Below are 12163 nucleotides of genomic sequence, written 5' to 3' on the forward strand. Positions count from 1 at the left end.
TTTACTTTCCTTTGATATGGAGCCGCACCGCATAAGGGCGTGCATCTTCAAGCGACGATTTCTCCCGACAAACGGTGAGTGCCACGTACGCGTCGATGGCGAGCGCCTCGATGGCCTCGTCCGTCGCCTCGACCTCTAGTATGGTGTAGGGCGGCAGTTGCTCGATTTTGACCCACTGCCCGTGTAGATTTTTCGCGTAGATGATTGGTTCGTCGATCGAATAGCGTCGGAGTAAGTCCTTGACATTCATACGATCCCTCCTTCACCAACTCTGTCTTTCTATTATAGAAAGCGTTTGCAATTCTGTAAACCGCGCTTCCTAAATTTTGGTGGCTCCCCCCTTCACGAATCGCCACAAATAGCCGATAATCTAGGTAGAGAAATGAGGTGAACCGATGCGCTATCGACGACAAGAAACGTTTCGCTATATTTTACCGAATCCCCGCTTCATCCCATATCGCCTCATTTGGGAAGACAAAGAACTGCATGACGGGGAAGCACAACTGCTCAATATCAGTGCCCACGGTCTGAAGATGCGGTGCGACTACTTATTCCCACTTTCTGAAGGATTGAAAGTCCAAGTCAAACTCGACCTCGTCCCGTTGATTCAACCGCTCGATCTGACAGGTCACGTCCGCCACCGCGGACAAATGGGAAGCCTATATGATTACGGGATCCGACTCGAATCAGACTCAGACGAGACCCAGCAACTCGTGACGATGATTAAAGCGTATGCTCGTGAAAACCAATGAGAACGTGTCGATTGACACTTCTCATTTTTTGTTCGCTTGATTCCGGGGTATACTAATGGAAACAGAGACAGACTCGAGGTGTAGGGCATGACTAGAAAGTTTTTACTCATTCCGTGGGCCGCTGCGATCGCGATCGCGCTCCTCGGCCCGAACGAACCGTTCTCGAGCCGGTTTTTGCTCGATTTCATCACGTATAACACGGACGCCTATGAAGGATATTCGCTTTCCCTTTTCAGCATCCTAGGCGTCTATCCGCTCGCCTTGTTCCCGCTTCTTTGGTCCGAGGTGAACCAGTTGCGCCCGAACCCGCTCTTACCGGCAGCGACCGGTTTCGTCGTCGGCGGCTTCATCATCGCCCCGTACTTGGCGTTCGCGCGGCAGTCGCCTTATCCGACACCGATTAAGCCGCTCCCGACGCGACTGCTCGGGGTGCTGCTCTTGCTCGTCACGATCGGCTTGTTCATCGCCGCCTCAACGACCGGGAACGTGGCCGAATATTGGTCTTACGTCGAACAGAACCAGTTCGTCCGGACGATGACGGTCGATTTCTTCTTGCTCGCCTTCATCCAAATCACGTTGATGAATCGGGATGCCAAGCGCTACAAGATGAGTTTGTGGCCTCTGCCTTCTATCCCCTTGTTCGGTTTGTTGTTCTGGCTAATCATTCGCCATAAACAACCGTTCAACGAGGCACCACCGAACCGCCACAAATTAAAATGAGACGAGCCCCTTTCACATTCAACACGAAAGGGGCATCTCCATGGAAACCGGGATGACGGTTCCCAAATCAGGCCAGCCCCTTTATACTGAGAATTCAGCTTACAGACGAAAGAAGGTACACCAATGAGATTTTTTAAAGTGATGACGCATACGAACGACAGAGGCGAAGACATCATCTTGAGCGAATACTTCAAAATTAACGACAAACAAGTCGATCAGTTTTTGAAGGACACGCTCGAGCTTGATATGTACGACCAGAAAGTGACACTGAAAGAGTGTCAAATCGCCAAAGACCGTTGGGAATGCCCGGTCGGCGATTTCGTCGTCGTCGAGTATTTCAATGAGAAAGAATTCGACAAGATGACCGAGTATCGCAGCCCGGCACCGAAGAAATAACAGTAAAAAGGGATTTCCGACATTGATCGGAAATCCCTTTTTGTATGAATCGCCGATCAAGCATCGGCGTCCTTAGTTTGAGTCGTCATTGTCCTGTTCCGGGTCCGGATCTGGATGTTGGGTCGGTGCCGGTTTAGTGGCCGGATCTGACTCTTCATCCGGGACTGGATCTGGGTGTACCCCAGGTTGTGATTCATCACGTTTCATTGAGCATCCCTCCTCTGCATAATGCTTTAATTCCACATTCCGTCTTCACTAAAACATTAGTGTATGTCTTTGTTACCGATGACACGACGCGAGATGGCTTTCTCGATTTCGACGATGACAAAGACGATGAGACCGAACGCGACCGGATAAATCCAGTCTTGCAGCTCGAGCGGTGCCGTACCGAACAGCGTATGCATGAACGGGACGTAGGTGATGAACAACTGGAGCCCGATCAGTAGTGCCGAGACGACAAAGGCAATTTTATTGTCGAAGAAATGACGGTTGAACGCTGGCGCGAGCTCGGTCCGACAGTTGAACAAGTGGAACAGTTGCGCCATGACGATCGTATTGAGCGTAATCGTCTGCAACTTATCGGTCGAATAGTCGAAATCACCGAGCATATAGTTGATAATTAAACTACCGCCCCCGATTAAAATCGAGACGAACGTGATTCGGAAAATGTAATAGCGACTTAATAGCGGTACGTTCGCAGGGCGCGGCGGCCGTTTCATCGTGCTCTCTTCAAGCGGCTCGAACGCGATGGCGAGCGAGAGCGTGATGGCGACGACCATGTTGACCCAAAGGATTTGAACCGGGCTGAGTGGTGCCGCTGCGCCAAGCAAGATACTCATGGCGACGAGAAGTGCTTGTCCACCGTTTGTCGGGAGCAAGAACAAAATCGTCTTCTTCAAGTTATCGTAGACACGGCGTCCTTCACGGACGGCGTTGTAAATCGTCTTGAAGTTGTCATCGACGAGGACCATCTGCGAGGCCTCTTTCGCGACTTCCGTTCCTTTAATCCCCATCGCGACACCGATGTCGGCCCGTTTCAAGGCTGGTGCGTCATTGACGCCGTCTCCGGTCATCGACGTGATTAAGCCGTTCTGTTGTAACCCTTTGACGAGACGAAGTTTATCGTTCGGGCTCGTCCGGGCGAAGACGTCATTATGAACCGACGCCTCTTTGATTTCTTCGTCGGACATGTTCGTCAATTCTTTCCCTTCGAGGGCACCTTCGACTTCCATGCCGAGTTCTCGCGCGATGGCGACGGCCGTGTCTTTATGGTCCCCGGTGATCATCTTGATACGGATCCCAGCGTCACGACAAGCCGCGACCGCTTCGATTGCTTCTTGACGTGGCGGATCGACGATACCGTATAGGCCGAGGAACGTGATGCCGTTCTCGACGTCTTCGTGGTCGACCGTCTCTTTCGAGGCGTCGACGCGCTTGAAGCCGCCGCCGAGCACGCGTTGTCCGCGGTCGGCAATCTCTTTTCGTTTCTCATCCCAATAGGCGCGGTCAAACTCCGTGTCTTCCGCCATATCGAACAGGCGGTCCGGCGCCCCTTTGATGAAAATCATGCGCTTGCCCTTATAATCGACGAGCGTCGCCATATATTTGTACTCCGAATCGAATGGAATCTTCGAGATGACGTCCAAACGTTCGATCGGCCGCTCCGCCTTCTCGGCGAGCGTGAGCAAGCATGCTTCCGTCGGGTCACCATTGACGACCCATTCGCCGCCTTCTTCGTACAACTGGGCGTCATTACACGTTTTCCCGACCGTTAATAAATCAATCATCGACTCGTCATCATCCAAATCGAACGGTTGGCCGTTCAATTCCAAATCACCGTCCGGCTCATAACCGCTCCCTGACACTTCGATGTCGTGTTTAGCCGTGACGACTTGTTTGACGGTCATCTCATTTTTTGTCAACGTCCCGGTCTTATCGGTACAGATGACCGATACGGCACCGAGCGTCTCGACCGATGGTAAGCTGCGGACGATGGCTTTTTTCTCAGCCATGTTCCGGACACCGAGCGCGAGGATGATTGAGATAACTGCCGGTAATCCCTCTGGAATCGCGGCGACGGCGAGACCGATTGTCGTCAGCATCAATTCAATCGGATCGAAATCGCGGACGAAGTAACCGAACGCGTAAATGACGACCGAGATGACGAGGATGGCAATCGATACCGTCTGACCAAACTTCGTCGTCTGCCGAATGAGCGGCGTCTTCACCGTCTCGACTTCAGCAATCGAGGCGTTGATTTGGCCGAGCTCCGTGCCTTCTCCGATGGACGTGACGATTGCTTTCGCACTTCCTGTCGCCACGCTCGTACCCGAATAAATCATGTTCTTGCGATCACCGAGGACGGCGTCTTCCGGGACGACTTGAATTTTCTTTTCGACCGTCGTCGCTTCGCCCGTCAATGCCGATTCCTCGACTTTGAACTTCTCCGCTTGGATGACACGGGCGTCAGCCGGGACCTTGTCCCCGGCGGCAAGGACCAAGATGTCCCCGACGACGAGGTCACTCGAGTCGACTTGGCTCTGCTTGCCGTCACGGATGACGCTCGCCTTCGTCTCGAGTAACTTTTTAATGCCTTCTAACGCTTGCTCGGCCTTGTTCTCTTGGAGATAACCGACGACCGCGATAATCGTCACGACAAGCACGATGACAATCGTATCGATGTACTCCCCTAAAAAGCCGGTGACGACAGCGGCACCAAGTAAGACGAAGACAAGAATATCATTGAACTGACGCAAAAATTTTATGATTTCAGGTGTCTTCTCTTTCTCGGGCAATACGTTCTTTCCATACTGCTCTTGCCGAATTGACACTTCCCCTTTCGACAGACCACTGTTCGTGTCCGTCTCGAGCGAACTCTGTACCACATCCGGTTCGAGTGCGTGCCAATTTTTGTTCTCCATCTGCATCTCTACTCCTCCTTGGTCATTCCTATATCAAAAGTCTTTCCCCTTTCTGTTCCCACTCCGGACCGGACTGACACATATGAGCTTGTTTTTTCCCAAATTTCACAGCAGATCTTGTTCACAATTATCCAATTCCGAAGATGGAAACGCTACCACCAAAAAAAGTCTTGTCAGTTGGATGAAATGGCTTTACAGAACCGTTCGAATGGTTAACTATAGAGGAAATATAGAACAGAGAGAAAGAGGTACACCATATGGTCATTATTCAAGGTATCGCACTTTTACTGTTGATTCTTGCCTTATTCACATTATTCAGCTACAAAGCCCCGTTTGGGATGAAAGCGATGGGCGCCCTTGCCGGCGCCGCCATCGCCAGTTTCTTGGTCGAGGCGTTCAACGCCTACGCCATCGGCGGTCTGCTCCCGCTTCCTTTATATGAAGAAGTCGGACAAGCAGCCGGTTCATTATCAGGTCCGGCCGCAGCCGCGCTCGTATCGATTGCCCTCGGTATCAATCCGGTCTACGCGCTCATGCTCGGACTTTCGGTCGCGGGCTTCGGAATTCTTCCCGGCTTTTTCGCCGGCTATATCCTCGCGCTCGTAGGTCGAAAATTGGACCGGCACTTGCCAGCCGGTGTCGACATGATCTTCTACGTCATCATCATGGCTCCGCTCGCCCGCCTCGTGGCGACTGGCGTCGATCCGCTCGTCACGAACACGCTGACACAAATCGGTGCGGTCATCGAACTTGCCGCGACGCAAAATCCGGTCGTGATGGGACTTGTCCTTGGTGGCATCGTCACGGTCGTCTCGACGTCGCCACTTAGCTCGATGGCACTCACGGCGATGCTCGGTTTGACAGGCGTACCGATGGCCATCGCTGCCCTCGCCTTGACGGCGTCGATCTCGATGAACTTTTTGCTGTTCAAACGGTTGGACATAGGAACGAAGAAAGACCAACTATCGGTCGCGATCGAACCGCTCACGCAAGCCGACCTCATCTCGGCGAACCCGATTCCCATCTATAGCGTCAACTTTGTCGGCGGTGCGATTGCCGGACTCATCGTCGCCATGACCGGGATGGTGAACGATGCCCCAGGTTCCGCTGCCGGGATTCCGGGCTTGCTCGTCATGTACGGCTTCAATGATTGGCAGACCGTGACGGTGACGGCGCTCATCTTGTTCGGTGTCGGAATCGTTGCCGGACTCGTCGGCAGTAAACTGTTCCGTAACTTCCCAATCACGCGCCAAACTGAAAAAATGGCCGCTTCGGACGAAGATGCCGCTTAATACAAAAGGTTCTCACTCCATCTCGAGTGAGAACCTTTTTGTTATCGTTCCGCTTGCACCTCGGTGACCGTCTCTGCGACCGGTGTCCGATAGAGCGGAAAGAAATCAGATGGCCCGTAGCGAAGCAAATGGTCTTGGTTCAACCGATGATAGACCACCTCGTCGAGCACGGCTTGACCGATGTAATACGTGAGCGGCTCATCACCGGAGAAGCTCTGCTTGAAATCGAAGAGCGCATCTTCCCCGGTCGCACCGCCACCAAGATGCACGTATGTCTTCTCTTTCTCGATCGCGCGACGAATCATCTCCCGGAACAAGAAGTGGTTCGGTCGGAGTGCCAAGTAATCCGCATCCGATCCGCCGAGATGATAGTGGGCCCCGTCGTCCCCGAACAACATGAACACGCCCGCCACGATGACGCCTTCATGGACGGCAAACAATAATTCCGTCTCACACGTATCGCTGTTCCATAGGTCCTCGAAGTATCGGTCCGGGAAGTAATAGATGTCGTTCGCAGCACGCCGGTCCATCGTGGCCCGATACAGTCGAATGAACTCACACAGTTCATTCGACTGCCCACGAGCGACCGTCACCTGTTCACGTACAGCTCGCTTCACGTTCCGTTTCGTCATCTTGCTGAAACGTTGCTCAAGCTGTTCGAACGAATCATCAAGTCGGACGTGGACCGTCTGCCGAATCGGGACGGCTTGCCCGAACGCATGCATCAAGTCCGGATCGATGCGACAAGGGTGATAACGAATCGTCTCGGTGACGGTCGCTTGATTCTCGGGACGCTGCAGAAAGAGTCGGCGCGCCTCCTTGACGTCCTCGTTCGTGAAGTTGCCTTCACGGAACGGGCCGCCGTAACCGTACGCCGTCACGAGGTCATCATGGCGATGTGCGATTGGACGACGGATATACGGGTACAGCAAAATCCCATCATCCTTGGCCGCGATATACAACTCAGGCTGCTCGCCGGGTTCACAGTTGGCCAACACATAGTCGTAATGGTCATACGAATCACAGTTGACCTCCCGCAACCAGTTCTCCCACTCCCAACGGTGTTTCACGATTTGATTGAACATCATCCGTTCCCCTCTTCCTAAAGTTCGTCATTGGTTCGAAGCGTGACAGGACAGTCTAAAGTCGTTTCCTAATGTCTTGTTCCCATTCACCGCTGACTATTTGAAAGAGACGGATAGCTTTTTGTTGTTAACAAACATGAAGCGAGTTTGTTCATTCACAATAAAATCATCATGATTTCTTTTTAAATTACGGAAAAAGACGACCGTGCCGAACACGGCAGGTCGTCCTACAAAATTATGAGTTGAAGTCGAGGACACGTTGGGAACGGGACGACTCACGGGCCGTCTCGATGACGCGTGTTGTCAAAAGCGCGTCATCAAGTGGGACGAGCGGACGTCGCGTCGTATAGCTATCCGAGAGCGCTTGATAGAATGTCACATAGCCGCCCGGTTCGATGTCAATCGTCGTTTCCGAATCCGTGACGACCGCTCCGGTCTCACGGTCGGGGCATCTGACCTCTCCGTTCCGGAGACACGCCTCCTGTGGATCGAGCCCGAATTTGAGGAAGCTGCCTTCCGTCCCGTGCACTTCGAACCGCGGCGCCTCGATGGCGATGAACGGGTTCGAGCGAAGATAGACCCGCTTCTCTCCATAATGCAACGTCACATGGAAACCATCATCGGACTGACCCCCGTCACGTTGTACCATGACATCGGCCGATACCTTGTCCGGCGCCCCGAACAAGACGAGTGCTTGGTCGATCAAATGACTGCCGAGGTCGAATAAAATTCCGGCGCCCGGCCCCGCGTTCTCGCGCCAACGGTCACGGACGATCGGACGGAACCGATCGAACCGGGACTCGAGCACTTTCCAATCGCCGAGGCGTCGTTCTTCCAGCAGCCGTTTGACGGTCAAGAAGTCTCCGTCCATCCGCCGATTATGGAACACGTTGACGATGCCGTCACTTGCCTGTTCCAGTCGGAGTAACTCCTCCCCTTCCTCGGTCGTCACGAACGCCGGTTTCTCGACGAGCACGTCTTTGCCTGCTGTCAGGCAATGTTCGACCATATCCTTATGTAAATGGGATGGTGTCGTGATGACGAACAACGAAGCGTCTGTCGCAAGTGCCTCGTCTAACGTCGCGTACACCGAGACGTCACCGAGTACGGCTTGTACATCCTCAGGGCGTGAAGAGACGACACCATCGATTTGGAAGTCATCGAGTTCCTGTAAAAAGGGTAAATGGAATGTCGTCGCGGAGAAGCCGAAACCGACAAGTATTGTATGAATCATTTTGTTTCCTCCCATCAATTCGCTTTTCAGTATACCAAAAAAAGGGGTTGGTTGACCCCTTATGCACTGACACTCTCATCCATATTGTATTCGAACGTGTTGTATCCGTCCCGTGAGTCCACGAAGACGAAGCCAAACCGTGGATAATAACTATTCAAGAACGCATTGTCGGCCACACAGTCGAGTCGAATCGGTTCATGTGTGTCGGCCTCACGCAAGACGTGCTCCATCAGTTGTTGACCGACGCCTTGGCCTTTTAACCGTTCGCTGACGACGATTCGATGGATGTATTGACCGCGTTCGCCATCTTCCCATAAATTGTGATCCCAGTCATCTGCCGGAAGTAAGGCGATCGAGGCCAATACCGATTCGTCTTGCTCGTACACGTAGACGTGTCCCGAGGAGATGTCCGTCTGCACCCGATCCATGAGGTCTTGCTCCAAATATTCCGTCCATTGATCGCTACCTTGTTGTTTTAGCGCTACGGCTCGTTGTTCGATTAGGTCCGCGATGTGCTTGGCATCGCGTTTCGTCGCGAGTCGAATCATAACGTCCTCCTTTGTATTGCAGTATTTGAAATACAAATATAACGGACCATTTCGACTCTTTTCAACCATCTTGCTCACATCATGTGAACGGGACGACCTCGCCGCCGTTCAATTGATAGCTGTACGTCATCGTCGCGTTCAGACTGTGCGATACGGAACAATAGCGGTCGACCGACAACTCGATGGCACGGCGGACCCGTTCTTCCGGCATATCCCCGTCAAGGACGTACAAGATATGAATCGCTGTGAACTTCTTCGGATGTTCCGTCGCCCGGACGCCGTCGATTTTCATCTCGAACCGCTCGAGCGGCAAACGCATCTTATGCAGAATCGAGACGATATCGATGCCTGTACAGGCCGCCGTCGCCTGCAGGAGCATCTCGGTCGGCCGTGGACCGGTGTTGAGACCACCGACTTCCTCCCCGGCGTCGAGCGTCACATCATGCCCCGACGGCGTCGTCGTCTGGAACGCCATCCCTTGTTTCCAATTCACTTGTAAATGCATCTCTGTCTCCTCCTTATGTTTCGATAGCTTACTATTCCCTTGAATGAGGTATTATTAATCTATGCAGTGAAATTGTCGTTTAGGGAGTTGGTCGCATGGATTGGTCGGTCATTATTAGTTGGGGACTGTATATCGTCCTCGGATTGAATTTATTGTTCGCATTAGCCGTCATATTCGCGGAGCGCCGTGACGTCGGGGCGACGTGGGCATGGCTGCTCGTTTTATTTTTCTTACCAATCCTAGGGTTCATCGTCTACATGTTTCTCGGACGTCAGTTAAAGAAAGATAACTTCTTCAACTTGAGCGTCGAAGAGCGCTCATTCCACGCCCTTCAAGTCGACAGTCAAATCGAGCAGATTCGCCGGAAAGAGACGATGATTGCTCAACCGTTATTCGAGAAGTACGAGCAACTGCTCGAGATGAACTTACGCTCCTCAAAATCTTTGATTAGTGTCCACAACAAATCTGCCATCATGCACGACGGGGAACAAAAGTTCAAAGCGCTCATGGACGATATTCGGAGCGCCGAGACGGAAATCAACATCCAGTACTATATCATCCAACGGGATGCGCTCGGAAAGGCATTGATCCATGAACTGATTGAACGAGCCAAGGCAGGCGTCAAAGTGCGGCTCCTCTATGACGCGGTCGGTTCGCGCAGCCTCCGCAACTCCGACTTCAAAGAGTTGATTGCCCATAACGGCGAGGTGCGTGTCTTCTTCCCGCCGACGCTCGGTTTAATCAACTTTAAGTTGAACAACCGGAACCACCGGAAAGTCGTCATCATCGACGGTAAAATCGGTTACGTCGGCGGCTTCAACGTCGGGACCGAATACCTCGGCCTCGTCGAGAAGTTTGGTTACTGGCGCGATACGCACCTTCGAGTCGAGGGAGACGTCGTCTACCATTTGCAACACCGGTTCATCCTCGATTGGAACTATTCCGGCAGCAAACATCATGACCCGGAGAACTCGTTCTGTTTCGCCCGCCATGACATCAAGGATATGTCGCCGATGCAAATCGTGACGAGCGGTCCGAACTCAGACACGGAACATTTGAAAAACATGATGATTAAAATGATTATGTCGGCGAAGGAGCGCGTCATCATTCAGACGCCTTACTTCATCCCGGATACGAGTTTCATGGACGCCTGTAAGATGGCGCTCCTGTCCGGTGTCAAGATGGACATCATGATTCCCGGCAAGCCCGACCATCCGTTCGTCATGTGGGCGTCACTGTCATTCCTCGGCGAACTGCTCGACTATGGGGCGAACGTGTATATGTACGGGGAAGGTTTCCTGCACGCCAAGACGCTCGTCGTCGATGATGAGATTTCAACCGTCGGGACGACGAACTTGGATGCCCGCAGCTTCCGCTTGAACTTCGAAGTGAACGCCGTCATCTATGACGAGCGGGTCGCGCTCGAACTCGCCTCATTGTTCGAGTCAGACGTCGCCGTCAGCCGGAAGTACACGATTGACGATTATTCAGCCCGGAAATGGACCGTCCGAATGCGCGAAGGCGTGTCACGATTGCTCAGTCCGATCTTATAACCTCCATTTATTGTAGTCGCCCTGTTATGTCGGATTAGCCATCGACATGACGGGGCGATTTTGTTGGGTCGAAGGTGAACGTTTACCTCACAACAAGCTGTGACGGTTTCTCGTCATATTCTAAATTTTGTTAGCTTTTAAAAGAATAATCGCTAGTTCTTTCCCAATTTAGGGTATAAAGTATCAGTACGAACGTCCTACACTACCGCTACGGTTAGGAAAGGAGGAAGTATGCGTTCACGCATATGTCATACAATGGCTGATCAAGAACGGACTCATCATGACACGCACACCACGAAACCCGATCCTTCCTCATGGGACCAGCTTCCAATCGGCCTGTTCGCCTTCGATCGGCACGGCCAAATCGTGAGCTACAATGAATCATTTGTCCATTTACTTGGGATACTTCCAACCTCGAATCTAATATTCGAGCGATGTAGCTCTTCCTCGTTCGACTTCTTGGGCGCCATCCGGAACGTCTTGAACGGGGAGACAATTCGCATGGCTGGCTGGTATAAGGCGCCGGAGCGGCAACCTCGCTTCATCCGGACGACGATGTCCCCGAGTTTTTCAGCAGATGGAAAACTCGACGGCGGTGTCGGTATTTTAGAAGACGCGACGGAACAACGTCGCTATGAAGAGCGGATGGAGCACTTGTCGTCGCTCGACCCGTTGACAGAGCTGTATAACCGGAAGAAAGTCGGAGACGTCCTCTCGACGACGGCCCAAGAGACGGTCGACAAACGGGCACCCGCCGCCGTCATCATGCTCGACATCGACTATTTCAAACTCGTCAACGACACGTTCGGGCACCCGACCGGTGACCTCGTCTTGCGCTCGATCGCCCAATTGCTCAGGCGCAACATCCGCAAGTCGGACTCTATCGGACGTTGGGGCGGTGAAGAGTTTTTAATCGTCGCGCCCCAGTCGACACTCGCCGACGGCGTCCAACTTGCTGATAAGCTCCGACAAAAGATTAACGCCGAGCCGTTCGGTCCCGTCCCGCGCGTCACTTGTTCGTTCGGCGTCAGCGCCCTTGAAGATGGGAAGACGGTCGAACAGGCGCTTCAAGATGCCGATGAGGCACTGTATATTGCCAAGAACCGCGGCCGGAATCAAGTATCGAGTAAACGTTAACTAACTGATGCCACCAAAAA

The 12163-nt window shown here is 52.7% G+C and carries 13 protein-coding genes; 6 read left to right on the forward strand and 7 right to left on the reverse strand.

Annotated elements, in window-relative coordinates; all coding sequences use genetic code 11:
- Position 1 precedes the first annotated feature (1 nt).
- Positions 2-250, reverse strand: coding sequence for a hypothetical protein (locus KNP85_RS00075; RefSeq protein ID WP_029595550.1), 249 nt, complete (start codon positions 248-250; stop codon positions 2-4).
- A 145-nt stretch (positions 251-395) separates the two neighbouring features.
- Here KNP85_RS00075 and KNP85_RS00080 point away from each other — a divergent pair, with 145 nt between their 5' ends.
- The 3 genes from KNP85_RS00080 (at position 396) to KNP85_RS00090 (ending at position 1868) form a co-directional block, all read left to right on the forward strand.
- Positions 396-752 (forward strand): PilZ domain-containing protein, encoded by a 357-nt coding sequence (locus tag KNP85_RS00080; protein ID WP_021067352.1) that lies wholly within the window; start codon positions 396-398, stop codon positions 750-752.
- A gap of 87 nt (positions 753-839) precedes the next feature.
- The gene (locus KNP85_RS00085; protein WP_214800718.1) at positions 840-1472 is read left to right on the forward strand and encodes a hypothetical protein; all 633 of its coding nucleotides are present in this window, start codon (positions 840-842) and stop codon (positions 1470-1472) included.
- Between the two features lie 123 nt (positions 1473-1595).
- Positions 1596-1868, forward strand: a complete 273-nt coding sequence (locus tag KNP85_RS00090) for a hypothetical protein (protein WP_021067350.1) — start codon at positions 1596-1598, stop codon at positions 1866-1868.
- Between the two features lie 72 nt (positions 1869-1940).
- On the opposite strand, the gene KNP85_RS15815 is transcribed toward KNP85_RS00090, so the two are convergent.
- Together KNP85_RS15815 and KNP85_RS00095 are read right to left on the reverse strand one after the other, a co-directional pair.
- Positions 1941-2075, reverse strand: coding sequence for a hypothetical protein (locus KNP85_RS15815; protein ID WP_021067349.1), 135 nt, complete (start codon positions 2073-2075; stop codon positions 1941-1943).
- A gap of 56 nt (positions 2076-2131) precedes the next feature.
- A complete protein-coding gene (locus KNP85_RS00095; protein WP_214800720.1) occupies positions 2132-4795 on the reverse strand; it encodes a cation-transporting P-type ATPase in 2664 nt (887 codons plus the stop codon).
- Between the two features lie 251 nt (positions 4796-5046).
- Here KNP85_RS00095 and KNP85_RS00100 point away from each other — a divergent pair, with 251 nt between their 5' ends.
- Positions 5047-6081: a PTS sugar transporter subunit IIC gene (locus tag KNP85_RS00100; protein WP_214800723.1), complete on the forward strand. Its 1035-nt coding sequence runs from the start codon at positions 5047-5049 to the stop codon at positions 6079-6081.
- A gap of 41 nt (positions 6082-6122) precedes the next feature.
- Here the strand turns inward: KNP85_RS00100 and KNP85_RS00105 are convergent, their stop codons facing one another.
- The 4 genes from KNP85_RS00105 to KNP85_RS00120 all read right to left on the reverse strand — a co-directional run bounded on the left by KNP85_RS00105 (position 6123) and on the right by KNP85_RS00120 (position 9453).
- A complete protein-coding gene (locus tag KNP85_RS00105) occupies positions 6123-7169 on the reverse strand; it encodes a lipid II:glycine glycyltransferase FemX (protein ID WP_214755920.1) in 1047 nt (348 codons plus the stop codon).
- Between the two features lie 232 nt (positions 7170-7401).
- Complete coding sequence (locus tag KNP85_RS00110; RefSeq protein ID WP_214755919.1) at positions 7402-8400, reverse strand: Gfo/Idh/MocA family oxidoreductase; 999 nt, start codon at positions 8398-8400, stop codon at positions 7402-7404.
- A gap of 59 nt (positions 8401-8459) precedes the next feature.
- Positions 8460-8948, reverse strand: coding sequence for a GNAT family N-acetyltransferase (locus KNP85_RS00115; RefSeq protein ID WP_214755918.1), 489 nt, complete (start codon positions 8946-8948; stop codon positions 8460-8462).
- 79 nt (positions 8949-9027) lie between these two features.
- On the reverse strand, positions 9028-9453 hold the full coding sequence (locus KNP85_RS00120; RefSeq protein ID WP_214755917.1) for an OsmC family protein: 426 nt from the start codon (positions 9451-9453) through the stop codon (positions 9028-9030).
- Between the two features lie 95 nt (positions 9454-9548).
- Here KNP85_RS00120 and cls point away from each other — a divergent pair, with 95 nt between their 5' ends.
- Positions 9549-11006 carry a cardiolipin synthase gene (gene cls, locus KNP85_RS00125; RefSeq protein WP_214755916.1) on the forward strand — a complete coding sequence of 486 codons (1458 nt, stop codon included), beginning with the start codon at positions 9549-9551 and terminating at the stop codon, positions 11004-11006.
- A 231-nt stretch (positions 11007-11237) separates the two neighbouring features.
- On the forward strand, positions 11238-12143 hold the full coding sequence (locus KNP85_RS00130) for a GGDEF domain-containing protein (RefSeq protein ID WP_214755915.1): 906 nt from the start codon (positions 11238-11240) through the stop codon (positions 12141-12143).
- Positions 12144-12163: the final 20 nt, after the last annotated feature.

The sequence above is a fragment of the Exiguobacterium sp. s194 genome, assembly GCF_018618275.1.
Taxonomy (GTDB): domain Bacteria; phylum Bacillota; class Bacilli; order Exiguobacteriales; family Exiguobacteriaceae; genus Exiguobacterium; species Exiguobacterium chiriqhucha.

Coding starts and splice junctions, on each gene's coding strand:
- KNP85_RS00075 (WP_029595550.1), bottom strand. CDS start 250: ATGAATGTCAAGGACTTACTCCGACGCTATTCGATCGACGAACCAATC.
- KNP85_RS00080 (WP_021067352.1), top strand. CDS start 396: ATGCGCTATCGACGACAAGAAACGTTTCGCTATATTTTACCGAATCCC.
- KNP85_RS00085 (WP_214800718.1), top strand. CDS start 840: ATGACTAGAAAGTTTTTACTCATTCCGTGGGCCGCTGCGATCGCGATC.
- KNP85_RS00090 (WP_021067350.1), top strand. CDS start 1,596: ATGAGATTTTTTAAAGTGATGACGCATACGAACGACAGAGGCGAAGAC.
- KNP85_RS15815 (WP_021067349.1), bottom strand. CDS start 2,075: ATGAAACGTGATGAATCACAACCTGGGGTACACCCAGATCCAGTCCCG.
- KNP85_RS00095 (WP_214800720.1), bottom strand. CDS start 4,795: ATGCAGATGGAGAACAAAAATTGGCACGCACTCGAACCGGATGTGGTA.
- KNP85_RS00100 (WP_214800723.1), top strand. CDS start 5,047: ATGGTCATTATTCAAGGTATCGCACTTTTACTGTTGATTCTTGCCTTA.
- KNP85_RS00105 (WP_214755920.1), bottom strand. CDS start 7,169: ATGATGTTCAATCAAATCGTGAAACACCGTTGGGAGTGGGAGAACTGG.
- KNP85_RS00110 (WP_214755919.1), bottom strand. CDS start 8,400: ATGATTCATACAATACTTGTCGGTTTCGGCTTCTCCGCGACGACATTC.
- KNP85_RS00115 (WP_214755918.1), bottom strand. CDS start 8,948: ATGATTCGACTCGCGACGAAACGCGATGCCAAGCACATCGCGGACCTA.
- KNP85_RS00120 (WP_214755917.1), bottom strand. CDS start 9,453: ATGCATTTACAAGTGAATTGGAAACAAGGGATGGCGTTCCAGACGACG.
- cls (WP_214755916.1), top strand. CDS start 9,549: ATGGATTGGTCGGTCATTATTAGTTGGGGACTGTATATCGTCCTCGGA.
- KNP85_RS00130 (WP_214755915.1), top strand. CDS start 11,238: ATGCGTTCACGCATATGTCATACAATGGCTGATCAAGAACGGACTCAT.